This is a genomic window from Povalibacter sp. (assembly GCF_036520495.1).
In the GTDB taxonomy this organism is placed as follows: domain Bacteria; phylum Pseudomonadota; class Gammaproteobacteria; order Steroidobacterales; family Steroidobacteraceae; genus Steroidobacter.
The window spans coordinates 26,260-51,063 of record NZ_DATDJO010000018.1 but is presented as its reverse complement, the minus strand read 5'-3'; the positions used below and the strand labels follow the sequence as shown (position 1 = coordinate 51,063).

The window sequence follows — 24,804 nt, the reverse complement described above, 5'->3', positions numbered from 1 at the left end:
GAGGTCGTCTTGAAACAGACAACGACAGGACCGGCGCCACGAATTCACTCGATCGTGCGCTCGCTGACGGGCGCGCTCACTGTTGCATCGCTGATGTTGCTGGCCGGTTGCGGTCCGGTGAAGCTGACCGCCACGACCAACATCCCCACGCCGCTGGTCGTGAAGATTCCGGTGGCGGTCGGTGTGTTCGTTCCCAAGGAGTTCTCGGACTTCGTCCACAACGAGGAGCGTTCGGGGACCGACTGGCACATCGCCCTGGGCAAGGCGCAGACCGACGGACTCATGCGGCTGCTGAATGCAATGTTCGAACGTGTGGTGGTTATCGACAGCGTCGAGGCGGGTACGCAGGCCGGTGGTGACATCCGCGCGGTGCTCGAACCCAGCGTTGAGGAATACGCCTTCGTGACGCCCCGCGATGCGGGTTCGCCTTTTTTCGCGGTCAGCATCAAGTACCGCATCAATGTCTACACACCTGAAGGGCGCCTCGCGGATTCGTGGGGCTTCACGGGCTACGGCACCGCGCCCTCGCAGGGCATCACCAGCGACGCGCCGCTCACCCAGGCGACCGCGCTCGCGCTGCGCGATGCCGGCGCCAAACTCGCGGTTGAATTTCGCGAACAGGCCATCGTGCGCGGCCTGCTGCCTGAATCTGCGGTGCCCGATACGCCCGTATTGCCGCCGCCTGGCCTGCCGGCGCCTGCGCAAACGCCTGCGCCTGCGCCTGCACCTGCACCTGCACCTGCACCTGCACCTGCACCTGCGAGCGAGCAGCAGCCCTCAACGACTGAGCCCGCGAAAGAAATTCCTGCTGGCGAAGAAACGGAGCAGGGCGAGAAGAAGCCCGATCGGGTCGTGCCGGAGTCTCTGGTCTAGCCCGCTCTCTCTAATTGTGGGCCCGGCTTCCCCCTTGGGGGGCTTGAGCGGTCGTAGCCCAATGGCACTGACTCAAGCATCGCTGTGGCGTCGGCGAGGGAAGAATCGAAGATCTCGACGGGTCCGCACGGAACACGGGGTGGAACTGCATTCCTGTGGCTTTTTCTTGCCCCGTGTCGCCCCGTGGAAATTCTTTTCTTTCACTCCGCCGCCTTCGTCTCCTTGCGTACCTTGAACACCTGCCGATAGCTCACGGCGGGAGTGACGACCGGTTTGCCGTCGACGAATTTGGGTCGGTAGCGCGCGGCACGCATCGCCTCCACGACCTGGGAAGCCTGGCGATCGTTCGCCGCCTGATCCGTGACCCGAACGTCCGTGACGGTGGAGTCGGGCTGGACGGTGAATTCGATCTGCACGAAGTGGTCCTCGGTTTCGCCCGGGGCGCGATGCAGATTGCGCGTCGCGAGCGGCGGCGTCGGATAGTAGACCTGCACCGGAAATCCCAATGCCGCGCCGAGCATGGCGTCTGCCTCCTCGGGCCCGGCCTTGGCCAGACGCTGCGCCGCCTGTTCGTAATACGGCATGGCCTTGTCCGGCTGCAGCTTCATGACGAACCAGTCGCCCATCTGTATCAGCGTGCCGACGATGGTCTGCAGCGACGTCTCCGGATCGGTCTGCGCCACCTTCAGTGCACGCGCCAGCGCGCGCTCGCCCTCGCTGCTGAGGAAGCGCGGATTCATCGGTTCGCCGCTCACATTCGCGCTGGGGTCGAAGGTGCTGGTCTGATCGGTACTCGAGACGATGCCGTAGTAAGAGAGCACGACCTCGCGCGTGTAGCTGGCCGCGAAGGAACGCAACGGATCGACCACGCCGAGGCTGGTCTTGCCGAGCTTGCGGTCGGCGATCGCGATGGCGGCGCGATAGTTCTGACGCGCCATGTCCATCTGGCCGACTTCCGCGTACCAGTCGCCGACGTTGCTGAGAACGGCAATCTGGCGCGGGTCGTCCTTCCCGTAGGCCTGCTCGCCGACGCGCCGCAGGTAAATCATGTGGCGCTCAGCCTCGGCAGGTGCGCCCACGGCCGTGAGGCTGGTCGCGAGTTGGCGCAGCAATCCCTGCTGTGAAACGTCGAACAGCCCGGCCGTACGCCGCGATATCAACAGGGCGCGGTCCATGTAGGGAATGGCCTGGTCGTGCCTGCCTGCGGCCGCCAGTGTGTAGCCGAGTCCTCGCAGCGGATCGACGAGCGCTGCGCTCGATCGACCGCCGTACTGTTCCGCGAGTTGCATCGATTCGCCGAAAGCCGCCTCTGCTGCGACCAGTTCGCCCTTATTCAGCTGCGCGCTGCCGAGCAGCGACAATGCTTCGGACAGGCGCAAGCCGGTTGCTGCCGAGGCCGGCCGTGCTGCGACCACGAGTTGTTCCGCTGATGCAATCGCGGCATCCCAGTCCCTGCGATCGATACGCGCCCAGTACTCCTGTTGCCAGGAGGGGGTGGATGGCTCCGGCTGAGCTGCTGCGGGCGACACGAGCAGGAACGGTGCGAGTGCCACACAAATCGCCAGCCGTCCGAGGAACGCTCGGGCCGGATTCCACGGGCAACGTTCGAGGGTTGCGATCAAGGGGTCTACCGATGGATGGGATCGCCCGAGGCTACCGCCAACTCAGCCGTAGCGGTAGTCGTGCTGTGTGATGCGTGCAGGTGCTCAGTCGTTGCCGGGCAACGTGTTCTTCGGCAGGTAGATCGAATGCTTCACGTTCGTGAACACCCGATGCACCATCGGTTCGAACGTGGTCAGCGGCAGGCTCTGGAAGGCCGGGTCGAAGGCGGGGCCGTCGTATAGCCGGCAGAACTCCTCCGTGTAGTCGTACCAGGGATGGTCGCGAAACTGGTCCCGCATGTCGCGATCCAGGCCGAGATGATGGAAAAAATAGTAGCCCTGGAAAATTGCGTGCTTGGCGACCATCCAGTGATTCTCTTCGGAGACGAACGGCTGCAGGATCGCGGCGGCCACATCGGCGTGATTGCGCGGACCCAGCGTGTCGCCCAGGTCGTGCAGCAACGCACAGACCACGTACTCCTCGTCGCGGCCGTCGCGATGCGCGCGCGTGGCGGTCTGCAGGCAATGCTCGAGCCGATCGACGGCGAAGCCGCCGCAATCGCCATCCAGCAGGCGCAGGTGCGCGAGGATGCGATTCGGCAGATCGGCAATGAAGGGCTTCATCGCATTGTTGATGATGGACCAGTCCTCGCGGGTGCCGTCGTCCATCGAGTGAAATTGCGCGCGCGGCGCTCGATCGCCGTCAGGCATCGCCAGCTCCAAGCCCGGATCAGGTTCGCAAAAGTAAGAGCGGCTTGCGAGTCGTGTCAATCATTCCGCGGATGGAGAGTTCCTGTGCTGCAGACCGGTATCGGAAGCGATCAGGCGGCGGAGCGCAATGAGTTCGTCGCTGGCGCTGCGGCCCGCTCGACGGACTGCGTAGACGTCGTGTCGCTCACAAACGCTTCGTTGCCTATCGAAAAATTGCCGACGGCATCCAGCAACTGCGACACCTGATCGCGCAGCGAGGCCGCAACCGCGGCGGTCTCGGCGACGCGAGCGGCGTTCTGCTGCGTATCGTCGTCGATGCGCTCGATGGCCTTGTTCAGCGTACCGATGTCGTCGCTCTGTGAGCGGCTCGCCACTGCGATCTCGTTCATGATGGCGGAGACGCGGGTGACCGAGCCGAGAATTTCGCTCATCGTGGCACCGGCACTGGTGACCAGCGTCGCGCCGCGTTCCACGTCGTCGATGGACGCACTGATCAGCTTCTTGATTTCAGCGGCCGCTGCCGCCGAGCGCTGCGCCAGGTTGCGCACTTCGCTTGCGACCACGGCGAAGCCCCGGCCCTGTTCGCCCGCGCGCGCCGCTTCCACGGCGGCATTGAGCGCCAGCAGGTTGGTCTGGAACGCGATCTCGTCGATCACGCCGATGATGTCGCCGATCCGGCGCGACGAGCCGGTAATCGCATCCATGGTGGCGACGACCTTGCTGACGACATCGTTGCCGCGCGACGCTGTGCCGTGCGCGGCCTCGGCCAGCCGATTGGCATTCAGTGCGTTGTCCAGGTTGCGTTGCACGACGGTCGCCACCTGCTGTGCGCTGTCGGCCGTTTCGCGGACCGAAGCCGATCGCGACGATTCGTGCTGTGCGTGCTCATCGTTGGCCTGCGCGATCTGCTGGCCGGCCTCATCGATGGTGCGTGTCACTTCGCGGATGCTCGTGACCAGCATGTTCAGTTCGCGCCGGCTTACGTCGAACGCATTGATGAGTGCGGCGATTTCGTCCCGACCGCGCGCCGAGTAGTTCACCGTCAGGTCGCCCCGCGCCAGCTTGCGCATGCGCAGGAGCAGCGCGCCGAAGCCGCGGCGGTTCGATACGTAGAATCCGATGATGAAGTACAGGACCAGCATCATGCTCAGGAAGGCGATCGCGAGCAGTCCGTTACGATGCTTCTCGTAGCCGGCGACTCGCTGGAGCAGCAATTCGTCGAGAACGGTCGCAGCGGTATCCGAGAGCGCAAATGTCGCCGCGATCAGGTGGCGAGCCGCGTCATCCGCGGCCAGGCCGACGGCAGCGACGTCCGCACTCTGCTGCACAGCCTCGACTTCTGTCCTGAAGTTGCGCCAGGCGCTCTCCAGCGCCGTGGCGTCGAGCCGCGACGCGAGCGATGGACTGGCGGCGATCATCCGGCGCACCGCCGTCGTCAGCGATTCATGATGCATCGAGGCACGCGCGATGATGAATTGCGCACTGGCCCGGTCTTCGGCGCTGAGCGCGGGCTGGCTGCGGATCGTGGCCAGCAGGCTGTCGAACTGGGATGCCGCGGCGGCGAGCTTTGGCGCGTAGTCCATGGTGAGCATCATGGCGTAGTACGAATCCAGATCCGGATCGAGCGTCAGCTTCGAGTTGTCGCTGACGGCCGAGTACAGCAGGACCGTGGCATCGGCGCTGCTGGCGGCGTTCCATTCCATGCCCGCCGCGGCCAGCTCATCGCCAGCGTCGAGGGCATGGTCCTGTTCGCGATCGAGTTGGTGCAGGCCCGCGAGCGCAGCATCACCTTGCAGGACTGCGGCGGAAGCGCCGCGCTGACGGCCGAGCTGCGCCTCCATCAGGTCGTTCAGCGGTGCGATCCACGCGATACCCAGTCGTTCGTCAGCGGCGAACGCGAGGTTCCTGCTCGCATCGCTTGTTACGCCGTAGGTCGCAATGCCGAGGGGCACCAGGAACGCCAGACTGATTAGCGCGAACTTCGCAGGCAGTCGCAGGTTCTGCATCAGACGGATGCCGGGGCCGAAAACAGCTTCAAACACTGGGTTCATCGAGACACTCATAGCGACGCTGCCGCAGCGTCTGACGCCATACGTCTGTCTGGCCCGGTGCGGCGGCTTCTTCTATTCGCGCCAGGCGTGGGGCTGCGCACCTTGTGACAGACGCATTCGAGCCATGTCTTCTGATCGGCGGACCGGGGCCGTTCTTGAGACGCCATGCTGCGGATTCGGCCGCAGGAATGTCGAGCGCATCACATTCCCCCACGGCCCCGCGCGATGGACCTTTTACGTGCCGCAGCGCGTTCTGCACGGTCGTGTGGCGAACAGGGCAAACCCTGATGTCGTGCGGCGGTCGCCGTCACCTATACATACGAAATGGTTGAATCTGCCCCTATGTCCGGATCGAGTATCGACCGTCCAGGCGAATCTGCTGCGGATCCGCTCTGGTACAAGGACGCCATCGTCTATCAGATGCATGTCAAGGCGTTTCACGACGCCAACGGCGACGGCATTGGTGATTTCGCCGGCCTGATCCAGAAGCTCGACTACATCCAGGAACTCGGCGTCAACACCATCTGGCTGCTGCCGTTCTACCCGTCGCCGCAGCGCGACGACGGCTACGACATCGCCGACTATCGCGACGTCCATCCGGATTACGGCACGCTCGACGACTTCAAGCGCTTCGTCACCGAGGCGCACCGGCGCGACCTGCGTGTCATCACCGAACTCGTCATCAATCACACCTCGGAGCAGCATCCCTGGTTCCAGGCTGCGCGTCGTGCGCCACCGGGCTCGCCGGAGCACGAATTCTATGTATGGAGCGACACCGACAAGAAGTTCGCCAACACGCGCATCATTTTCACCGATACCGAAAGTTCGAACTGGGCCTGGGATCCGCTCGCACGACGTTACTACTGGCACCGCTTCTTCTCGCATCAGCCGGATCTCAACCACAACAATCCGCAGGTCGTGGACGCACTCATCGATGTGATGCGGTTCTGGCTGGACATCGGCGTCGACGGCCTGCGGCTCGATGCGATTCCCTACCTGTGCGTTGCCGAGGGCACGAACAACGAGAATCTGCCCGAGACACACGCCGTGCTGAAGCAGATGCGGGCGGTCGTCGATGCGAACTATCACGGCCGCCTGTTCCTGGCCGAAGCCAATCAATGGCCGGAGGACGTGCGCGAATACTTCGGCGACGGCGATGAATGTCACATGGCATTCCACTTCCCGCTCATGCCGCGCATCTTCATGGCTGTCGCGCTCGAGGATCGCTTTCCGATCGCAGAAATCCTGCGGCAGACGCCCGACATCCCGGACAACTGCCAGTGGGCCATCTTTCTGCGCAACCACGATGAACTGACGCTCGAGATGGTGACGGATCGCGAGCGCGACTACATGTACAAGATGTATGCGCAGGAACCGCGCATGCGCGTCAATGTCGGCATCCGCCGCCGGCTGGCGCCGCTGCTCGGCAACGACGTCGATCGCATCAAGCTCATGTACAGCCTGCTGCTGTCGATGCCTGGCTCGCCGATCATGTACTACGGCGATGAGATCGGCATGGGCGACAACATCTACATCGGCGATCGCAACGGCGTGCGCACGCCGATGCAGTGGAGCATCGATCGCAATGCCGGCTTCTCGCGAGCGGACCCGCAGCGGCTGTACCTGCCCATCATCATGGACCCGGTGTACGGCTATCAGGCCGTCAACGTCGAGGCGCAGAGTCGCGATCCATCGTCGCTCCTCAACTGGACGCGGCACATCCTGACGATCCGCCGGCGCCATCGGTGCTTCGGCCGCGGCACGCTCGAATTCATCCGTCCACAGAATCGCAAGATCATTGCGTACGTGCGCAGCTTCGAGAACGAGCTGGTGCTGTGCGTCGCGAATCTCGCGCAGTCGGCACAGGCTGTCGAACTCGACTTGTCGCGATACAAGGGTCGCGTGCCCGTGGAGTTGTCGGGCAACAATGCGTTTCCACCGATCGGCGATCTGCCGTACTTCCTGACGCTGCCGGCACATTCGTTCTTCTGGCTGGCGCTGAGCGATTCGCATGTCGCCCCGTCGTGGCACGTCGAACGGTTGCCGGCCGCCGAACTGCCGTGGCTCGTGCTCACGGACGGCATCAAATCCCTGGACGGGCTCGATCGGACGGGCTCGACGCGCAGCATCACGCGCCGCACATTGCAGCAACTCGAGCAGGAAGTGCTGCCTGAGTTCCTGCGCCAGCGCGGCTGGATTCGCGGCACCGGCGGAGAAAGAGTGCAGCTGGGCGAGCGCATGGTCTGGTCAGGGCCGCACGGCGACACGCTCCTGACACTGATACATGTCGATACGCCGAACCGCCCGCACGAACGCTTCGCCTTGCCGCTCACATTGGCGTGGGATGACGCTGCGGATAGCGAGATCCTGCGAACGGCGGACTGGACGCTCGCGCGCGTTCGTGAGCATGCGCGCGTCGGAGTCCTGGTGGACGCGCTCGCCGACCCCGCGTTCTGTGCGTCGATCGTGAAATCGATGGCGGCCAATGAGCGCATCGAATTCACCGGCGGCGCGCTCATCTTCGCCACCACGCCGGCGTGGCACGACATGAATATCGAGCGGCTGACGCCGGTCGAGCGATTCGGTACCGATCCGCTCGAAGTCAACGTGGTGCTGGGCGAAAGCGTCTTCCTCAAGGCCTATCGCCGCGCCGATGCGGGTATCAATCCGGATGTCGAGATGGTCGACTTCCTCACCCGTGCCGGATTCACCCACGTGGCAGCGTTGGCAGGCACGCTGACGTGTCTCATCGAGGGCTCTGCGCCGATCTCGCTCGCGGCGGTACAGGCCTACGTGCGCCACCAGGGCGATGCGCTGACATTCACGCTCGACCACCTCGAGCGCGTCGCGACGCAGCTGCGTTCGGGGTCGGAAACCGATGGCAAGTCATTGCACACGCTGTTCTACGATCGCCTGCGCACGCTGGGCCGGCGCATTGGCGAGATGCACGCCGTTCTGTGCACGCCGGTCGATGACCCGGCCTTTGCACCGGAAGCGCTGACCTTCACTGACATGGCACGGATTGCCACGGACATCACACAGCTGGCCGATACGGTGATATCGGATCTCGAGCGGCGCTTTGCGCAAATTCCGGAAGCCAGTCACGCCGACGCGACGCGGCTGATCGAATCGGAGACCGCTCTGGATTCGCTGGTGCGCCAGCTCGCGTCGAAGCCCGTTCATGGCATCAAGGCGCGTCATCATGGCAACCTTCTGCTGCGCAAGGTGCTGCTGGTGGCGGACGATTTCGTCATCACCGACTTCGAAGGCATTCTCGAGCTGCCGCTGGAGGAGCGGCGCTGGAAGGCTCCGCCGTCGCGCGATGTCGCAACCGTGCTGTGTTCACTGGAGCAGGCACGCAGCGCAGCGCTCGATCGTGTGCTCAGCAGCCAGCCGGAATTGTACGATCGTGTGGTGCAGGCCTTCGAGAGCTGGCTGAGCGAAGCGAGCGATGTCTTCATGGCGGGCTATACCCGCGGTGCCCAGGGATCCGCCAGCTTGCCGCGCGATCCGGGCGAAGCCGCCGCACTGATCAGACTCTTTCGCATCGAGCGCAGCTTGCGGGATCTCGGCCAGGATCTGGAGCGTCATCCGGCCTCGGTTGGCGCGTCAGTGGTTGCTGTGCTGTCGTTGTTGGCGAATCGGTGAGAAGAAGATCGGGTTGCACGCCGAGGGCACAGAGTTCGGATGGGACAGAATATTTACGCGAGGATACGGGCGCTGTTGGAACGAGATCAGATTCCACTCAGTCATTCCGACTCTGTGATCTCTGTGTGAAATTTTTTTCCGTGCTCCCCAAGCCCGCGCTAACCGCACCACGTCACGCAGAAGCGCGCTCCGCCCAGCGCAGACGTATCGACCGATACGTCGCCGCCATGCCATTCGACGACGCGCCTGACGATTGCAAGGCCGAGGCCGAAGCCGGCGTTGTGTTGCACCGTGTGATCCAGCTGCACGAACGATTCGAAGACCCGCTGACGATGCGCTTCAGGTACGCCGGGGCCGTCGTCTTCCACGCAGAGTCGGTAAAGCACGCCCGTGGTGATCTCGAACCGCACCACGACCTGTCGCTGTGCGTAGCGCAGCGCGTTGTACATGAGATTCCGCAGCACCGTTTCCATCAGGTGCGCATCGCAACGCACGTGCGTTGCAGCCGGATCGACCTCGCACCGCAGATCCAGCGTCGTGCGGCTGCTGCGTCGAACAGCATTCGTGACGGCGGGCAGAATGGCTGTGAAGTCATGCTCGGCCAGGTTCAGCGCGACTTCTGCACGTTCGAGTATGGCGTAGTCGAGCGTCGCCGTGACGAATGCGTTCAGTTCGGTGATATCGGTATCGATGTTGTTCAGATGCTCCGTCATTTTTTCGGCTGAACTGGCGGCACGCGCGACTTCGACCTCGAAGCGCATGCGCGCGAGCGGCGTCTTGATCTCGTGCGACATCGCGTTCGACATGTCCTTGTGCGAACGGATGAGGCCATCGATTCGGGCCGCCATGCGACGAAACGCCTGCGCCAGTGGATAGATCTGCGAGCGCGGCCGGATGTCGGCATCGAAGGTCCAGTTGCGGTCGCCGAAGGTGCTGGTGGCGTGTTCGAGGCGTTGCAGATCGCGGCGCAGCGGCCACAGCCAGATCATGATGACGAGCGCAATCGCCGCATAGAAGATGAATGCCAGCGTCCAGTCGACCAGGCTTCGGCGCTGTTCCGGGACCGGGTGACGAAAGGCGAGCACGGTGTCATCGTCATGGATCTGCTTAAGCATCCAGCGTTCGCCGCTCGCGGCATCCATGTAGGCCACTTCACCGCGCGAGAGACCCGCGAGTGTGTCATCGCCCGCGATGTCGTCGAGATGGAAGAGTTCGAGGTCGACGCCGCTGTCGTATGCGAGTCGCCGCACGAAGGATTGACGTTGTTCGACCGGCAGCGCCCGCAACTGCGCTTCGACCACATCGAGCATCGCCGTCTGTGAAGGATTCTCGGCGGTCATTTCCGCGGGATCGGTCCGGGTATGCATCTGCCACAGCCGTTCCTGGCCCCAGCTGACAGCAGCCAGTGTCGCCACGATCAGCAGGTAGAGCTGCAGGAAATGTCGCGCCATGCCGGCAGGAACTCAGGGCTGCCAGAACACTGGCGGCCGCGGCGCGGCAGTTGGGCCGGACGATTTCAAGAGGCGCTCCAGGCCTCGGGCACGAACAGGTAGCCGTGCCCCCAGACGGTTCTGATTTTTTCGGGATTGCCGGTGTCGCCGAGCTTCTTGCGCAGATGGGAAATGCGGACGTCGAGCGTGCGATCGAGGCCGTCGTAATCGCGGCGATACAGCTGCTGGTACAGCGTCTCGCGCGACTGGATCTGCCCGGCACGCGTCGCCAGGAAGAAGAGCAGATCGAACTCGTTGCTCGAAAGCGCGATCTGCTGCTCCTGGAGCACGACGGATCTTGCGGCGCTGTTGATGGCGAGCGTGCCGAATCGCAGCGTCCGTCCTTCGATCGGGTCCGCGGACCGTCTGCGGCGCAACAGCGCCTGGATGCGTGCGACCAGTACGCGGGGCTCCACGGGCTTGATCACGTAGTCGTCGGCGCCGAGTTCGAGGCCGACGACATGGTCGATGTCGCTGTCACGCGCGGTGAGCATGAGAATGGGGGAGCTGTACACGGTGCGCAGCTCGCGACAGACAGAGAATCCGTCGCGCACCGGCAGGCCGATGTCGAGGATCACCAGATCAGGGTTCTCGCGCTGGACGCGGTCGATCACCCGGTCGCCGCGATTCTCGATGTTCACGCGGAAGTCATTGGCCTGCAGATAGGTGCGTACCAGATCGGCGAGACGGATGTCGTCTTCGACCAGCAGGACCAGCGGTTGAGCTACGGAATTCATAGGCAAGAGAATGGCCGCAAAAAAATCACAAAAGTCACAAAGTTCAGGATTTCCCGCTCTGGGCTTTGTGCTCTTTGCCCGCGCGGTCACGTTCTTTCTGGCAGCTACTCCGTCAACTTCGTTCCCGGAACCTGGGTAAGCGCTGATCAAGTCCGCTTTCGCTACGACTCGTCAGCTAACTTGCTGTTTTGACCTGGATCCCGTTCTCCAACGGGACACGGTAAGGATTTGATCAGTCCTTCTCTAGTACAGAAGATTCCATGGCTGCCGGCGCTTGCGCCGCAGTTGCAGCGCCTGCCGGATCACGGCAATGGTTTCCGACGCGAGTACCTGTTGCAGTTCCGGATCGCGCAGTTCCACGGTCAGATCCTTGTTGAACGACAGCTCCACGTTGTACACGCCGTTGGTAAAACTCTCCCAGCAGCGCTTGATGTCCGGCCGATCGACGATCACCAGGCACAGCGACTCATCGCGCGGCGAGCGCCATTGGGCCCGCACCGTCGTCTCGCACATGTCGTCGTTTGCGGAGAGCGTGCACACGCGCGGTTGCAGCTCGAGCGTGATGTCGTCGGGCACCGGGCCGCTGGCTGCACCGGCGCTGTCGCAGATCAATGCAAGCGCGATGGCGCTAAAAAACCCGCAGGACCACACCGGCAAAAGCTGTCGTAACACCCTTGTCGGAAATGATCGGGCTGTCGGCGATGGCGCTCCCCAGCCGTTCGTAGTGGATGAACGCGTTGATGCTCCAGCGATCGGATAGCGCGCGGGTGTAGCCGAGTTTGAGGAACGGGCTGAGCGCCGCTCCCGGCTCATAGAAGCCATCAACTCCATAGTAGTAATGGACGACCTCGGCGCTTTTCCAGGTCAGCCCGCCGCTGACCACCAGTGAATGTTCGGTCTGGATGATAGGGGCAGCGACGGCTGCGCGCACCTCGTATCCGTCGTGGCGGCCGGTGACTTCATAGAGCGCGTCGACCTGACCGACGATGTTCCCGTACTGGAACAGCCATTCGGGGCCGGCCAGATAGGTGGTGCGGCGCGGCCGCACTTCGAATTCCTGGGCCTGGTACAGCTCCTTGTCCGTCGGCGCAGCAACCGTCACCGCACCAGTCGCGCCGCTCACGAAGAAGTTCTGCAGATCGTTGCGATAGAAGAACACCCGGTCATAGCCGGGCGAGGCGAGCAGATTGAAGGTGTTCGACCGGCCCTCGTACAGGGTGACGCCCAGATCGAGATTCTCGAGGAAGAAACGCTTGCCGTAGTAGCTGATCTGCGGAATGACGACCAGTGGAATGTCCGATTCGCCCATGACTGGATTGGAGCGCGAGCCGATACCGAGGGACACGCTGAAGTCGAACTGGCCGACCTCGACGCAATCCGGGGAGGGCACGGTGCAGCCAGAGACAGGAGCGGCTTGCAGCGGCGCACAGAACGCGACGGACAGCAGTGCTGCCATCGAAGTGTTGAACACCCACTTGTGCCGGTTGCTGCTCATCGAGCGTTCCCGCAAATCCTCTGAATACGACCTGAATCGACGCATGGCATTGTCGCAGAGTCACGCCGGACGGTTTGTAATGCAAATGTACGGGCCTTTCCTCTTTGGGGATATGACCGGAGTGGGGAGGACCGCGACCCCATTTCGGATGATGCCTTTTACAAAACATGCCCAGGTTGATCTGCGGCCAGCAGGCATGAGGCGTTCTTCACTATAAGAACCAAGGACGATTCTCGCCACGCCGCACTCCCGGCTGCTCAACCAGGATGGCTTTCCATCGCGTCCCTCTTTTTGTGGGTCCGGTTTTCCCCCGTGGGTTTTCCTTCGGTCACCGTGGGATTCCGTGCCCGATAGACGTGCGCCCCGTCGCCCGCCGTTAGCCAGTTCGTAACAGAACGTACAGATTCCGCGAATTCTCCTGTGCCCACTAACAAAGCCGCGACAGCTTCCACGACGTCGGCTTACTAGCATGACTTCACCGCGTTTCACGCGTCGTTGCCAACACAGGAGATGGAATGATTTCACACGCTACTCGATCCGCCCCGCGTCGCTCGCTCGCACTCGTGAGTGCCATGGCGGGCCTGTTGACTGCCGGCTGGTGCGCCAATCTGTCCGCGAGCGAGACCGGACTGTACGCCGGCGCGTCTTTCGTCCAGACGAAGTTCGATCATGACTGGGCCATGGGCTCGAATACGTCGATCATCAACGTCGACGATGAGGATCAGGGATACAAGGTGCTGGTGGGCTGGCGTCCCATCCGCTGGTTCGCGCTCGAAGCGAGCCACGCAGATCTCGGCGGCGCAAGCAGCAATACCAGCGTCGTATGCGTCGCTGCGGTGGGGTTCCCCTGTCCGACGAAGTTGTCCGCCGATGTCCGTTCCACGCAGATCGCGGCGCTGGGATTGTGGCCGGCGGGTGATTTCGATCTGTTCGCACGTCTCGGCGCGAACTACTGGGACGCAGACGCAAGGATCGCGGATGGCTCGGTCACGATCGCCAGGGACAGCGAGGACGATGTGGATGTCGTCTATGGCGCCGGGGCGCAGTATCGATATGAGCGCCTGGCGTTGCGACTCGAGTACGAGCACATCGCGCTCGGCGAGTCCGACGCGGATGTGGTGTCACTCGGCGTGACTTACAGCTTCTGATAACGAAGGCAGCGCGCGGCGGAGCCATCAGGGCTGCGCCGCGCGGGTCTGATTCGGGCCATCGTACTTCGTTTCAACCGGGATGAAAGCAGCCTGGGATCCAGGCTCGAACGATGCTGTGGTCGTCCATGCGGCTGGTTTCCCGGCATCCGTGTGATCTGCAGCGCATCCGAGCTCGCAACTCGAAGGTCTTTCAGCGCTCGATGCGCTACGCCGGCGCCCGGCACGCTCCGGGGCCAGGCCAATGACATATCAATGAACCGTTCAACGGATCCAGATCCGCAATATCGGCCGGCATTGTCCTTGTCCTTGCCCGGGTTTATCGTTCGGCGACAGAGCGATATAAGAGAGCATGAGCAGCAGCGAAACCATCAAGGCCGTCGCGGCATTCGAGGCACTCAAAGGAGCCCTGGTCCTCACTGCATCGTCTGGCCTGCTGCTGGTTCATCCTGGCCTGCATTCCCTGGCAGCCAGGTTGGTTGAGCACACGCACCTCAACCCAGCCTCCAAGTACCCACAGATCTTTCTCGATGCGGCCACGCACCTGCAAGACACAAACCTGGTGGTTCTGGCTTTTGGCGCTGCCTGCTACTCGGCACTCCGGTTCATAGAAGCCTATGGTCTGTATCGCAGCGCAGCCTGGGCCGAAGTTCTCGCCGCGCTAAGTGGCGCCATCTATGTTCCCTTCGAGGTAGTCAGCCTCTTGCGTAAAGCCACTTGGCTCAGTGCGGGTTCACTGGTGCTCAATCTTGCGGTCGTCATCGTTATGGTTGTTTCCCTGTTGCGCCGCAGGCGAGGTCAATCCAGCAATGCCTAACCCTTCCATGTCAAACGTTGTCTCTCAGAAGAGCATGCGTAGCACGAAGCGTCTCAGGAGTGCCGTCCACAGCATTGCGCACATGGCGACCACATGGGAGGGATGACCTATCTCCTGAGCGTGAATCCCAGGGTAAAGATCTACGCTCCCAGGGAGGCCTTCGGCGTGTATGGCGCTGACCTGCCGAGCAGCTTCTATCGCAAGGATGCGTCTATGCCCCCGGAGCAGCGTTACTAAGATGGCACGCCGCCGGCCGTAATGCGGTTCGGGACAGCCTGGCCAGCCGCCAACTTCAAACTGATCGACAAGACTACGCAGATCGCTCCCGGAATCCATCTGATCGCCCTGGTCTCCGACAAGCCTGGGACGCTGGAGCTACGCGAGTTATCTCTCGCCATCGAGACCTCCCACGGCATGGTCATCATCGTGGGTTGCTCGCATCCGGGTATCAAGAAGATCGTTGCGGCCGCGGCCGCGATCGACCCACGAAACACTTCCTTGCCGGCGGTTTCCACTTGGTGGCGGCGAGCGACCAGGAAATTGCAGCGACTATTGCGACTCTGCTGGATACCTTCAGTGTGGGCTTCGTGGCGCCAGGTCACTGCACTGGCGAGCCAACCTTCGCGGCACTCAGGAAGGCATTCGGCGAGCGGTATCTCCATGCTGGCCTGGGAACGACCTTATTGATTGGTGCAACGCCGCGAGCGACAGCCGACAGAGGCGGCGTTGCCGTTCAGTCCCTGGATTACCATCGCATCCGAGGAAGCAGATTGTTACCGCGCGCCAGTCGCTGACCAACATGGTCATGCACGCGACGTGCGAAGACGCACGCAACGACAATCATCTCGGAGGTCAAGTGAAAACATCCGACTCAGTTGTTGAAATTCTTGCTCCTGCAAGCAAAGTCTGGCTTGCCTTGACCATGCCTGACCTGGTCAAGCAATGGCAGTATGGCTCTGATCTGCTGACCACATGGGAGCCAGGAACCCCGATCATTTTCCGTAATGAATGGAACGGGCAGATCTTTGAGCAGAAGGGCACCGTCCTCGAGTTCATACCGGGCTCGCGTCTGAAGTACTCGCTGTTCTTCCCGCACCCCGGTCTGCAGGACATTCCAGAACATTACTTCTTCATGACCTATGAGTTGACCGAGAGTGGTGGGCTCACATCGCTGCTCTTCCGCCAGGAGGACCCACGACCATCGCCGCCCGATGCTCCTTCTGGCGGAGACGATGGCCCTGACGTTCTTTCGAGCTTGAAAGAACTCGTTGAGATCAAAATGCCGTGAGCGAAAGCGGGCGCCTGGCAGTTCAGTCAAGCCGACGCGATCCGCCTGAAACCGCTCAGTGCTCGCCGAAGCTCTCCGCCGTATAGCGCCAGGCGACAATGTCCGGCGCCCAGAAGTCCGCGGTCCATCCCGCCTTCAGTTTCAGTTGTCTGACGAACTCCACTGCACTGGACACCTGCTCCCATACGGCCGGGAGGAAAGTCGCTTGTGCTGCACCTCGCTGCAGCAGCAGGCCATCGACGTCGGGACGCAGCTCTCGCAGAAGCTCCTGTTCGGTCATCGCCGGCAACGATTCGAGCGGGCTCAGCACGGAGATGTGCACGTCGATGTCCGGATACTCATCCGGACTCAGCGGCGCAAAGCGCGGATCGGAGAAAGCCGCCGCCCAGGCATTGCGCCAGACGCCTTCGGCCAGCGGGCCCTGCGGTTCAAGAGTGCCGCAGCATCCGCGCAGATGACCCTTTGCTCGCAGGGTGACAAAGCTCGCGCGCGGAGCGTCGAGCACGCCGTCGTGTGCAAAGTCAGGGGAAGGAACGCGGCGATTCTCGCGCAGGCCCGCGACGATGGACTGACGCGACAGCGTCAGCAGCAGGTGACGATGCGACGGATCAAGCATGCACGGCAAATGCGCCGTAGCCGACGACACGGCGACGGTCGCCTGCAGTATCGCCAGAATTCAGGCGCTTGATCTGCGATAACGGCCACTGCTTTTCTTTCGCCCGGTACAACAGCCCGTTGATGCAGACGGCGCCGCAGGCCTGTTCCCCGGTGAGTGTCGGGGTCTTCGCGAGAATTGCCGCGCTCGTCTCGCTGTCGATGCGTTGCGCCGTGGCGTAGTCGTGGTAATGACTCAGGTCCGAGCTGATGAGGATCAACGTATCTTCGCGACCCCAGACGCGGGTGAGCACCGAGGCCACGTGATCGGGCGCGGCAGTACCCGCAGCGAGCGGCAGAATCTCGAAGTCGTCGAGCAGGACCTGCAGGAAAGGCAATTGTACTTCGAGGCTGTGTTCGTTTGCGTGCGGAGCATCCGCCGACATGACTTCGCCGCTCGCGATCAACATCGAGCGTTGTTCGCGATCGACAGGCACTTCGCCCAGCGGGGTGTCGAAGGCATCGGCACGCGGGACAGCGATGCCGTGCAGGTAGACGCGGTGACTGGGGCCGAGCAGGACCACGCGACGGATCGATTGGCGACGTGCAGCAATCGACGCATAGGCCGCGCCGGCGACGGTGCCGGAGTAGACATAGCCGGCGTGCGGCACGATCAATGCTTTCGGCGGCGCACGTAGGGAGTCGTCGGGCGATGACTGCAGATATTGCGTCACCGCGTCGCGCAGTTCCCCAGCGTCGCCGGGATAGAAAAGCCCGGCGACCGCTGCGGGCCGCGTGCTTGTCTTTTCGGATCCCAGGCGCATGATCGGCTATATACGCTGGTGAGTTCCCGATGAAAAGTGACGCGCACGCGACACGATACTGGCATGGGCTGGACGACGGCAGGGTCCAGTGCGATGTCTGTCCGCGCGCCTGCAAAATGCATGAAGCTCAGCGCGGCCTGTGCTTCGTTCGCGGTGTCGAGGACGGTGAGGTAAAACTCTATACGTACGGACGTTCCAGCGGCTTCTGTATCGATCCCATCGAAAAGAAGCCCCTGAATCATTTCCTTCCAGGCACTTCGGTGCTGTCGTTCGGCACGGCGGGCTGCAACCTCGCCTGCAAGTTCTGCCAGAACTGGGACATGAGCAAGTCGCGCGAAATGGACACGCTGGCGGATCGTGCGACGCCGCAGATGCTGGCCGATGCGGCGTGCAGTGCCGGTTGTGCAAGTGTGGCCTTCACCTACAACGATCCGGTCATCTTCATGGAGTACGCGATGGATGTCGCGGATGCCTGTCGTGAGGAGGGCGTGAAAAGTGTCGCTGTGACCGCGGGCTACATGTGCGAGCAGCCTCGCAGGGAGTTTTATCGGCACATCGACGCGGCCAACGTCGATCTGAAGGGTTTCACCGAACGTTTCTATCGCAAGATATGCGGTGGCGAACTCGGCCCGGTGCTCGAGACGCTGGAGTACCTGAAACGCGAGACGCAGGTCTGGTTCGAGATCACGACCTTGCTGATTCCTGACGAGAACGACTCCGACGCCGAAATCGATGGCATGACGCAATGGATCATGAGTCGGCTGGGGCCTGACGTGCCGCTGCATTTCACGGCGTTCCATCCCGACTGGAAGATGCTCGACAAATCCAGGACGCCAGGGGAGACATTGACCCGCGCGCGGCAGCTCGCGATGCGCAACGGTCTGCACTATGTCTACACCGGCAACGTGCACGATCCGGTGGGTTCCAGCACGTACTGCGCTCATTGCGGCACGCGGGTCATCGAGCGCGACTGGTACGAACTCGGCGAATGGCAGCTCGATGCGCAAGGTCGATGCCTCAAGTGCGAGACGCGCATCCCGGGCGTCTTTGATGGTGAGCCGGGTACCTGGGGCGCGCGACGTGTGCCGGTTCGGCTTGCAGTAAACCACTAAGACCAGAGCAGGGGATCGAGCATGCTGATTCGCGGCGGCTGCCATTGCGGCAACCTGACCTTCACGTTGGACTGGGCGCCCGAGCCGACGATCATTCCGGCTCGCGCGTGCACGTGCACGTTCTGTTTGAAGCATGGGGGTGTCTGGACGTCGTGTCGGACAGGCTCGCTGCGAGTCGAGGTTCGGAATCCAGAGCGAGTGTCGCGCTACGCCTTCGGCACGGAGACCGCGGACTTCCATGTCTGCGCCGCGTGCGGCGTCGTTCCTCTCGTTACCAGTCGTATCGACGGGCGCGTCTACGCCGTCGTCAATGTGAATGCATTCGAGAATGTCGACTCTGCACTACTGCAGCGGACCGCAGCGAGCTTCGATGCCGAGGACGAAGCGACGCGGTTGTCGCGGCGCCAGCGCAACTGGATCGCCGATGTGCATTTCACGCCGGAGTTGCAGCATGACTGATGTGTTCGCGTACATCTGCCTGGGCACGAACGACATGGATCGATCCTGCCGCTTCTATGACGCAGTGATGGCGACGCTCGGTTACTCGCGGTGCGATACCTCGGGAGAAGCCGGTTGGGACGAGTGGGCGGGATGGGGTATCTATGCGGACGAGGGTCGGCAACAGGATGCACTCTGGGTATGCCGGCCCTTCGATCGTCAGGCTGCGACCACAGGTAACGGCACGATGGTGGCGTTGCGCGCGATGTCCTGGCGCCAGGTGGATGCGTTCCACGCCGTCGCGATTGCGAATGGCGGACAGTCGGAGGGTGCTCCGGGATTGCGTTCCTACAGTGCTGACTTCTACGCGACGTACGTTCGCGACCCGGACGGCAACAAACTGGCGGTCGTGTGCCGCGGATTCACCCGACGCGAGGGACAGGAGTGATAGCCCGGGTGATTACCGATATCGTTCGAACCCGTGTCAGGAAGCGCGGGGCCAAAGTCAGCCGATCGTGAGATGTGCGACAAGTGGCGGGGAGCGACGGGAAAAGCCCGTCACTCCCCGGCTGCTCATCAGAAGCGCCAGGCGCCCGACAGCCAGATGGCGTCCGCGTCGTCGACTACGTCAGAGTCGATCTGCTCGTACTCGAGGCGGGCATGCATGTGCTCGAAGAACGTCATGCCGACACCGACGCCGTACAGAAGGTCCTGCTCGCTGCTGCTGGAGCGGATCACGTCGTCGCCGAGATCATCGAGATCGACCGACAGGTCGACGTCGTAGAAGTAGTAGCCAATCTTGGCAAACAACTCTACGGGGCCGAGTGGCAGCGTGCCGATGACGTACGGCGCGAAGCCGCTGGCCTCGACCCTGTAGTCACCGCTGCTCCCGGAGCCTTCGATCTTGTCGGAAGGTCCGCCGAAATCGATGTAAGCCGCTTCGAGCGACAGATAGGGATTGAAGCGATAGCCGACGAAGGCCTTCCACGAAGTATCGTCATCGTCGAGACGCTGAATCGCCTCGTCCGTGTCGTCGATGTCGTCGATCTGTACGTTGAACTGGCCGACGCCGCCACCGACGTAGAAACCACTCTCATTCTCTGCGTTGGCAGCGGTCCATGCGCCAGAGAGTGCGAGCATCGTTGCTGCGGCTACGATTCGATTCATTAATCCGATCTCCTGCTTCAATGAAGAAAAAAATCAGTGGCATTCATTCCACTGAGCGTGCAGGCAGAACGCTCCGATCTCGCGTGTGTTCCGGAAAAACCAGTGAATCGAGCGACATCGCACCGAGGGTAGCGACGCGGCGGGCGCGCAACAAAGCGCACCGAGAAATTACTACGGCGATTTTACGCGGCGAGCGAAAAGTTCCATGGCGCCGCCGATCATTGTGCAAATACCCAGCGGATGAGTTCCGCCTGGACGATGTCCGCGCTGCCGTTCTGGGCACCGGGATGATTGACGAGAATCACGACGACGTAGGTCTTGCCGGATGCGGCATTGACGAAGCCGGCGAGTCCGGAGACGTCGTCGATACGTCCGGTCTTGAGGCGCAATCGCCCTTGCATGCCGGCGGCGCGGAAGCGGTTGCGCAATGTTCCATCGACGGCAGACAGCGGCAGCGACGCGGCGAACTCCGGCATGAACTGGCTGTGCCAGGCGATGTCCAGCATCTCGGCCATGCCACGTACCGTGACTCGTTCCTCACGCGAGAGTCCCGAGCCATTGTCGAGCATCAGGCCGGGCATGCGGATGTCGTGATCCGACAGCCACTGTCGCACGGCTTCACGACCGTTCTCTGCGGTCGCTGGCGCACCGAACTTCTCGGCGCCCAGTGTCAGCAACAGATGCCGCGACATCACGTTGTTGGAGAACTTGTTCACCAGCCGGATGATCTCCGGCAGCGGCAGCGACTCGTGCGTGTAGAGCAACGTGGCGTCAACGGGCAGCGGCGCGACGCGCAGTCCGCCCTCGATCGTGCCACCAGACTGTGACCACAGCGTGCGGAATGTCCCATAGGCGAAGTCGGGCGCGGTCATGATCGCGCGCGCGAGCGAGAAACTGCCACAGGCGGAGGGGAATGTGCCGCCGACGACGATAGTCGAGGTCTGATCGGCAGGCGTGTTGAAGGTGACGCCATTGTTGGCGCCGCTGCAGCGTCCCTGACCGATCGTCGCCCGGTTCTCCAGGACCAGATTCGACGGCAATGGATTCACCACGATCTGCGGTCGCGTGCGCTGCGGATGCGCGGTCAGTGTAAAGCGCGAGGTCTGGAAGTTGACCATCAGCGCGTCGGGCAGCACGTTGTAGCTGCGCCAGGGCTTGTTGTCGAAATCGCCGCGGCCGCCGGCGGTCGGTGCGAAGTAGGTGTTGTCGATGACGATGTCGCCATCGATCCGGACGAGACCGCTCTCGCGCAGTCCCTGTACGAAGCTCCACCAGCGTTCGCTGGTCATGTAGGGATCACCGCCGCCGACCAGGATCAGGTCGCCCGTAAGCACGCCGTTTGCGAGCCGGCCGGTGCGATAGACGCGCGTCTTCCAGGTATAGGACGGACCCAGTGTGTCGAGCGCGACGAATGTGGTGAGCACCTTGATCGTGGATGCCGGACTGCGCGGCTGATCGCCGTTGAGATCGATGACGGCTTCGTCATTGCCGGCATCGCGCACATGAATGCTGATGTTGCGCTCGGGAATGCCTGCAGCCTTCATCGCACGCACGAGCGTCGGCGGCAGCTGCGGCGATTCGCGCGCCAGGCAGGTGGATGCAGCGACCAGGGTCGCGATCAGGAATATGAGGCCCGCCAGCGGGCGAGCCAGCGCGATCGTGGGAACAAGCATCGGGAAGATACGGCAAGAAAACCGGAAGACGCAGACGCGCGCATGTTAGCGGATCGATCGCCGTGCTGCGGCGACATTCAGCGCGTTACGGCAACGGGAATTCTCTTCGGCGATGTCGGGCTGCATACTGCCGCCGTTGCAATCGTAGGTGCCGGAACGGCCTTCCTGGCGGGGACATCATGCGTCGTGTGTGGAATACGTTCCTTAAAGGGTTGGCTGCCGTACTGCCGGTGGCACTGACCGTCTATGTGGTTTTCTGGCTGGCGAAAACCGCGGAGTCGATGCTCAGCGGACCGCTGCAGTTCGTGCTGCCGATGGGGCATTACTGGCCGGGGCTCGGTCTGGTGGTGGCCTTCCTGGTCGTGATTCTCGCCGGCGTGCTGGTCGATGCCTACGTGGTGCGTCGCCTGATCCGTTTCGGCGAATCGCTGCTGGCGCGCATCCCCATCGTGAAGACCATCTTCGGTGCGCTGAAGGATTTCATGCGCTTCCTGCCAGCGGGCGGCAAGGCGCGCGATCTCAAGCGCGTGGTGCTCTGGCGTTTCGGTACGGGTCGCCTCGTGGGATTCGTCACCGAAGACGATCTGAATCCGCGCCTGTTCGGCGGTAACGGCGAAGACATCGTCGCCGTGTATTTTCCGATGAGCTACCAGATCGGCGGTTACACCCTGTACCTCAATAAATCCGAGCTGGAAGAAACGCAGTTGTCCGTCGAGGAAGCGATGCGCATGGTGCTCATCGGCGGCGTGACGAGCCAGCCGGGCTGAAGGGTACGCGTTAGCGGCGCAATCCCCGAAGGAACCGGAGACGGGAGTAACCGCATAGAACGCATAGAACGCATAGAACGCAAGGGTCGGAGAGGGGAAATGGGCGCAGAAGGCGCAGAGATCGAAAAATGAGGTCAGAGTGTCTCTGAATCTTTGCGGCTACTTCTTCCTGACTCTGGGGATTTTGCGTTCTATGCGTTCTATGCGGTTACTCCGTTCCTTCGGGTAACCCACCGGACTTCGCGCGGGTTTTTACTGCATCCCGTGTGATGCACTTCGCGACATGCCAATTCTTGTCACCCGCGAACTGTGCCCGGATTAACAATTCCCGCGCTGCGTGTCCGTCGGCGTTACGACTGCTGTTACGATTTTGCTCATCCAAACTGATCGTCAATCCGTCGTGGCAGAAGGCAATCTCCGAGCACTGCGTGTAATGCACCTGGGCAGTTCCGCTGGTCTCAGCGGCACCATCCAGCAAGCGCTGTTCATGCCGTTGCTGACGCGCATGCCGAAGGACAAGGTCAAGGCACAGGTCGTGTCGCTGGCTCCGGGCTTCACGGCAGGCGCGGTGCTGCGCCAGGCCGGCGTTCCGGTGTACGACGTTGCGTTGTCGCGCAAGCGCTTCGCGTGGAGCGCCTTCAAGGAACTGCTCGGTGCGATCCAGTCCTTCCGGCCCGATGTGATCCAGGCATGGGGCCACACGGCCCAGCTCGCGGCCCTGGTGCTGCGTTCGCGCTGCGACTGGAATCCGAAAGTAGTGTGGTGTGTCGGCGAGACTGCGCCGCTGCCGAAGAATGCCGGCCTCATCGATCGACGCAAGCTCAAGTGGCTCGCCAGATATTCCGCGAAGGTCGATCGCATCGTCTACACCTCGGAAGCATCCGCGGTGCTGCATCGGCGCGCAGGCTTTCCTGATGGCGGCCATGTCGTCGTGCCGCCGGGTGTCGATCCGACGCGCTTCAAGCCGGACTTCGCGGCCCGCAAGAAAGTGCGCGAACAGCTTGGTCTCGGCGGCGATGCATTCGTCATCGGCATGGCCGCGCCGTTCCAGACGCAGCACGACCACACGACGCTGATCAAGGCGGTCGGCGAGCTGATCAAGACGAATCCGAACATGGCATTGCTGCTCGCGGGTCACGGCGTGCAGAAAGGCAATGGACCGCTCATGGCCCTGGTCGGCGGCGGCACCATGGGTACGCGCACGCATCTGCTGGGCGAGTGGTCGGATATGTCCTCGTTCTTCAATGCCTGCGATATCGCCTGTTCCAGTTCGCTGACGGATAGCGGGCGCATGACGCTCGTGATGGCCATGCAATGCGGCGTGCCCTGCGTTGCCACCGGCATGGGTGCGCAGGGTGAGGTCATCGGTCAGTTCGGTGTGGCTGTCGAGCCGGGCAGTCCCGCTGCCTTCATTCGCGGCATCACCCGCATTCTGCAGCTGCCCGCCGACAAGCGGGTATTCATGGCGCAGGGTGCGCGCAAGCATGCACTGACGCACTTCGTGCCGGTGCGCTCGATGCAGAAGTATCTGCAACTGTATTTCGACATCGTCGGCCGCCAGGCGCTGGCCGCAGAATCAGTGCCGCACCCGGAGATCGATGCCTCGATTCCTGCGCCGCCGCCGGACATGGAAATCGTTGCTGCCGTCCGATCGAAATCGAAGACCGTCGATCTGGTGGCGAGCACGGAGCTTGCGGACCCGGATTCGATCGAGTCGCGCGTCGCAGCGGCGAAGGTGGCGTACAAGAAGTACAAGCCCGATCCGGAGCCGGAACCTGTGGTCGAAGCCGCCCCGCCGCCGCGCGATGGGGATGTGCTGGAAATCTTCGAGTCGGATCAGGTGGACGCGAAAGCGGCCGCGAACATCGGGATGAACGAGCGGGCGCGAGGTGTCGCGGATGATCTGGGAGATCTGCTGACGCCGGAAGAGCTGCACGTCGATCCGTCGGAAGCGGCGCCGAAGCCTGCGACCGTCGCAGCGGCCGCATCGATACCCGCGAAGCCTGTCGCCCGACCTGCGCAGTCGCCCGAACTCCTCAAAACTGTCGACGCTGAGAAGGCGTCGGCGCGCCAGCCGCCACCCGCTGCGCCCTCAGTGGGATCGATGCCCACCATCGAATTCATGATGGAACCGGAAGACGTCTCCCTGCAGACCTCCCTCGTCTTCGATCCGCCGCCGGTGGAGTCGCTGACCGCAGAGGATTCATCGATCCAGCTCGAGCTGCTGGCGGATCCGCCCGACGATCTCAAACGAGCTGTCGGCAATTAGGAACCCCTGATCTACTCTCCGTTCAATCAGACCTTCATTCAGGACTGTCTGGTGGGCTTTCTGTGGTCCGGCTGAAGCCTAATGGCACTGCATTAAGGAAG

Annotated in this window: 23 protein-coding genes; 12 read left to right on the top strand and 11 right to left on the bottom strand. The window is 62.5% G+C overall.

Features of this window, described 5'->3' with window-relative positions:
• Positions 1 to 9 precede the first annotated feature (9 nt).
• Entirely contained in the window at positions 10 to 873 is an 864-nt protein-coding gene (locus tag VIZ63_RS05510) for a hypothetical protein (RefSeq protein ID WP_331608526.1), read from the top strand.
• A gap of 200 nt (positions 874 to 1,073) precedes the next feature.
• On the opposite strand, the gene VIZ63_RS05505 is transcribed toward VIZ63_RS05510, so the two are convergent.
• From VIZ63_RS05505 to VIZ63_RS05495, 3 genes are all read right to left on the bottom strand, one after another.
• Positions 1,074 to 2,495: a tetratricopeptide repeat protein gene (locus tag VIZ63_RS05505; protein WP_331608525.1), complete on the bottom strand. Its 1,422-nt coding sequence runs from the start codon at positions 2,493 to 2,495 to the stop codon at positions 1,074 to 1,076.
• Positions 2,496 to 2,579: 84 nt separating this feature from the next.
• Positions 2,580 to 3,185, bottom strand: coding sequence for an HD domain-containing protein (locus tag VIZ63_RS05500; RefSeq protein ID WP_331608524.1), 606 nt, complete (start codon positions 3,183 to 3,185; stop codon positions 2,580 to 2,582).
• 110 nt (positions 3,186 to 3,295) lie between these two features.
• On the bottom strand, positions 3,296 to 5,236 hold the full coding sequence (locus tag VIZ63_RS05495) for a methyl-accepting chemotaxis protein (protein WP_331608523.1): 1,941 nt from the start codon (positions 5,234 to 5,236) through the stop codon (positions 3,296 to 3,298).
• Positions 5,237 to 5,578: 342 nt separating this feature from the next.
• Between VIZ63_RS05495 and treS the strand changes: the two genes are divergently transcribed.
• Entirely contained in the window at positions 5,579 to 8,884 is a 3,306-nt protein-coding gene (gene treS, locus VIZ63_RS05490) for a maltose alpha-D-glucosyltransferase (protein WP_331608522.1), read from the top strand.
• Positions 8,885 to 9,042: 158 nt separating this feature from the next.
• Here the strand turns inward: treS and VIZ63_RS05485 are convergent, their stop codons facing one another.
• The 4 genes from VIZ63_RS05485 to VIZ63_RS05470 all read right to left on the bottom strand — a co-directional run bounded on the left by VIZ63_RS05485 (position 9,043) and on the right by VIZ63_RS05470 (position 12,606).
• A complete protein-coding gene (locus tag VIZ63_RS05485; RefSeq protein WP_331608521.1) occupies positions 9,043 to 10,335 on the bottom strand; it encodes an ATP-binding protein in 1,293 nt (430 codons plus the stop codon).
• A 65-nt stretch (positions 10,336 to 10,400) separates the two neighbouring features.
• Positions 10,401 to 11,111, bottom strand: a complete 711-nt coding sequence (locus tag VIZ63_RS05480) for a response regulator (RefSeq protein WP_331608520.1) — start codon at positions 11,109 to 11,111, stop codon at positions 10,401 to 10,403.
• 243 nt (positions 11,112 to 11,354) lie between these two features.
• Complete coding sequence (locus VIZ63_RS05475) at positions 11,355 to 11,723, bottom strand: DUF3019 domain-containing protein (protein WP_331608519.1); 369 nt, start codon at positions 11,721 to 11,723, stop codon at positions 11,355 to 11,357.
• Between the two features lie 16 nt (positions 11,724 to 11,739).
• The gene (locus tag VIZ63_RS05470; RefSeq protein WP_331608518.1) at positions 11,740 to 12,606 is read right to left on the bottom strand and encodes a MipA/OmpV family protein; all 867 of its coding nucleotides are present in this window, start codon (positions 12,604 to 12,606) and stop codon (positions 11,740 to 11,742) included.
• 515 nt (positions 12,607 to 13,121) lie between these two features.
• On the opposite strand from VIZ63_RS05470, the gene VIZ63_RS05465 reads away from it, so the two are divergent.
• From VIZ63_RS05465 to VIZ63_RS05445, 5 genes are all read left to right on the top strand, one after another.
• The gene (locus VIZ63_RS05465; protein ID WP_331608517.1) at positions 13,122 to 13,754 is read left to right on the top strand and encodes an outer membrane beta-barrel protein; all 633 of its coding nucleotides are present in this window, start codon (positions 13,122 to 13,124) and stop codon (positions 13,752 to 13,754) included.
• A gap of 352 nt (positions 13,755 to 14,106) precedes the next feature.
• On the top strand, positions 14,107 to 14,571 hold the full coding sequence (locus tag VIZ63_RS05460; RefSeq protein WP_331608516.1) for a DUF2127 domain-containing protein: 465 nt from the start codon (positions 14,107 to 14,109) through the stop codon (positions 14,569 to 14,571).
• Between the two features lie 102 nt (positions 14,572 to 14,673).
• Positions 14,674 to 14,808: a hypothetical protein gene (locus VIZ63_RS05455; protein WP_331608515.1), complete on the top strand. Its 135-nt coding sequence runs from the start codon at positions 14,674 to 14,676 to the stop codon at positions 14,806 to 14,808.
• 21 nt (positions 14,809 to 14,829) lie between these two features.
• Complete coding sequence (locus tag VIZ63_RS05450; protein WP_331608514.1) at positions 14,830 to 15,258, top strand: hypothetical protein; 429 nt, start codon at positions 14,830 to 14,832, stop codon at positions 15,256 to 15,258.
• Positions 15,259 to 15,427: 169 nt separating this feature from the next.
• Complete coding sequence (locus tag VIZ63_RS05445) at positions 15,428 to 15,859, top strand: SRPBCC family protein (protein WP_331608513.1); 432 nt, start codon at positions 15,428 to 15,430, stop codon at positions 15,857 to 15,859.
• A 55-nt stretch (positions 15,860 to 15,914) separates the two neighbouring features.
• Here the strand turns inward: VIZ63_RS05445 and amrA are convergent, their stop codons facing one another.
• Together amrA and amrB are read right to left on the bottom strand one after the other, a co-directional pair.
• The gene (gene amrA / locus VIZ63_RS05440) at positions 15,915 to 16,475 is read right to left on the bottom strand and encodes an AmmeMemoRadiSam system protein A (RefSeq protein ID WP_331608512.1); all 561 of its coding nucleotides are present in this window, start codon (positions 16,473 to 16,475) and stop codon (positions 15,915 to 15,917) included.
• The gene (amrB, locus tag VIZ63_RS05435) at positions 16,468 to 17,277 is read right to left on the bottom strand and encodes an AmmeMemoRadiSam system protein B (protein WP_331608511.1); all 810 of its coding nucleotides are present in this window, start codon (positions 17,275 to 17,277) and stop codon (positions 16,468 to 16,470) included. The genes amrA and amrB overlap by 8 nt, the downstream gene beginning before the upstream one ends.
• Positions 17,278 to 17,306: 29 nt before the next feature.
• On the opposite strand from amrB, the gene amrS reads away from it, so the two are divergent.
• From amrS to VIZ63_RS05420, 3 genes are read left to right on the top strand one after another with little or no spacing between them, the layout of a single operon-like run.
• A complete protein-coding gene (gene amrS / locus VIZ63_RS05430) occupies positions 17,307 to 18,389 on the top strand; it encodes an AmmeMemoRadiSam system radical SAM enzyme (RefSeq protein ID WP_331608510.1) in 1,083 nt (360 codons plus the stop codon).
• 21 nt (positions 18,390 to 18,410) lie between these two features.
• Complete coding sequence (locus VIZ63_RS05425) at positions 18,411 to 18,848, top strand: hypothetical protein (protein WP_331608509.1); 438 nt, start codon at positions 18,411 to 18,413, stop codon at positions 18,846 to 18,848.
• 1 nt (position 18,849) lies between these two features.
• The gene (locus VIZ63_RS05420) at positions 18,850 to 19,275 is read left to right on the top strand and encodes a VOC family protein (RefSeq protein WP_349261135.1); all 426 of its coding nucleotides are present in this window, start codon (positions 18,850 to 18,852) and stop codon (positions 19,273 to 19,275) included.
• A 128-nt stretch (positions 19,276 to 19,403) separates the two neighbouring features.
• Here the strand turns inward: VIZ63_RS05420 and VIZ63_RS05415 are convergent, their stop codons facing one another.
• Together VIZ63_RS05415 and dacB are read right to left on the bottom strand one after the other, a co-directional pair.
• Positions 19,404 to 19,994 (bottom strand): porin family protein, encoded by a 591-nt coding sequence (locus VIZ63_RS05415; RefSeq protein ID WP_331608507.1) that lies wholly within the window; start codon positions 19,992 to 19,994, stop codon positions 19,404 to 19,406.
• Positions 19,995 to 20,212: 218 nt separating this feature from the next.
• Positions 20,213 to 21,667: a D-alanyl-D-alanine carboxypeptidase/D-alanyl-D-alanine endopeptidase gene (gene dacB / locus VIZ63_RS05410; RefSeq protein WP_331608506.1), complete on the bottom strand. Its 1,455-nt coding sequence runs from the start codon at positions 21,665 to 21,667 to the stop codon at positions 20,213 to 20,215.
• Between the two features lie 179 nt (positions 21,668 to 21,846).
• On the opposite strand from dacB, the gene VIZ63_RS05405 reads away from it, so the two are divergent.
• Positions 21,847 to 22,434, top strand: coding sequence for a DUF502 domain-containing protein (locus tag VIZ63_RS05405; RefSeq protein WP_331608505.1), 588 nt, complete (start codon positions 21,847 to 21,849; stop codon positions 22,432 to 22,434).
• A 433-nt stretch (positions 22,435 to 22,867) separates the two neighbouring features.
• Positions 22,868 to 24,703, top strand: a complete 1,836-nt coding sequence (locus tag VIZ63_RS05400) for a glycosyltransferase (protein ID WP_331608504.1) — start codon at positions 22,868 to 22,870, stop codon at positions 24,701 to 24,703.
• The last annotated feature ends 101 nt before the right edge of the window (positions 24,704 to 24,804 follow it).

Coding starts and splice junctions, on each gene's coding strand:
- treS (WP_331608522.1), top strand. CDS start 5,579: ATGTCCGGATCGAGTATCGACCGTCCAGGCGAATCTGCTGCGGATCCG.
- VIZ63_RS05495 (WP_331608523.1), bottom strand. CDS start 5,236: ATGAACCCAGTGTTTGAAGCTGTTTTCGGCCCCGGCATCCGTCTGATG.
- VIZ63_RS05450 (WP_331608514.1), top strand. CDS start 14,830: ATGCGGTTCGGGACAGCCTGGCCAGCCGCCAACTTCAAACTGATCGAC.
- VIZ63_RS05425 (WP_331608509.1), top strand. CDS start 18,411: ATGCTGATTCGCGGCGGCTGCCATTGCGGCAACCTGACCTTCACGTTG.
- amrA (WP_331608512.1), bottom strand. CDS start 16,475: ATGCTTGATCCGTCGCATCGTCACCTGCTGCTGACGCTGTCGCGTCAG.
- amrS (WP_331608510.1), top strand. CDS start 17,307: ATGAAAAGTGACGCGCACGCGACACGATACTGGCATGGGCTGGACGAC.
- VIZ63_RS05485 (WP_331608521.1), bottom strand. CDS start 10,335: ATGGCGCGACATTTCCTGCAGCTCTACCTGCTGATCGTGGCGACACTG.
- VIZ63_RS05405 (WP_331608505.1), top strand. CDS start 21,847: ATGCGTCGTGTGTGGAATACGTTCCTTAAAGGGTTGGCTGCCGTACTG.
- VIZ63_RS05480 (WP_331608520.1), bottom strand. CDS start 11,111: ATGAATTCCGTAGCTCAACCGCTGGTCCTGCTGGTCGAAGACGACATC.
- VIZ63_RS05465 (WP_331608517.1), top strand. CDS start 13,122: ATGATTTCACACGCTACTCGATCCGCCCCGCGTCGCTCGCTCGCACTC.
- amrB (WP_331608511.1), bottom strand. CDS start 17,277: ATGCGCCTGGGATCCGAAAAGACAAGCACGCGGCCCGCAGCGGTCGCC.
- dacB (WP_331608506.1), bottom strand. CDS start 21,667: ATGCTTGTTCCCACGATCGCGCTGGCTCGCCCGCTGGCGGGCCTCATA.
- VIZ63_RS05455 (WP_331608515.1), top strand. CDS start 14,674: ATGACCTATCTCCTGAGCGTGAATCCCAGGGTAAAGATCTACGCTCCC.
- VIZ63_RS05415 (WP_331608507.1), bottom strand. CDS start 19,994: ATGAATCGAATCGTAGCCGCAGCAACGATGCTCGCACTCTCTGGCGCA.
- VIZ63_RS05400 (WP_331608504.1), top strand. CDS start 22,868: ATGCACCTGGGCAGTTCCGCTGGTCTCAGCGGCACCATCCAGCAAGCG.
- VIZ63_RS05470 (WP_331608518.1), bottom strand. CDS start 12,606: ATGAGCAGCAACCGGCACAAGTGGGTGTTCAACACTTCGATGGCAGCA.
- VIZ63_RS05500 (WP_331608524.1), bottom strand. CDS start 3,185: ATGCCTGACGGCGATCGAGCGCCGCGCGCGCAATTTCACTCGATGGAC.
- VIZ63_RS05460 (WP_331608516.1), top strand. CDS start 14,107: ATGAGCAGCAGCGAAACCATCAAGGCCGTCGCGGCATTCGAGGCACTC.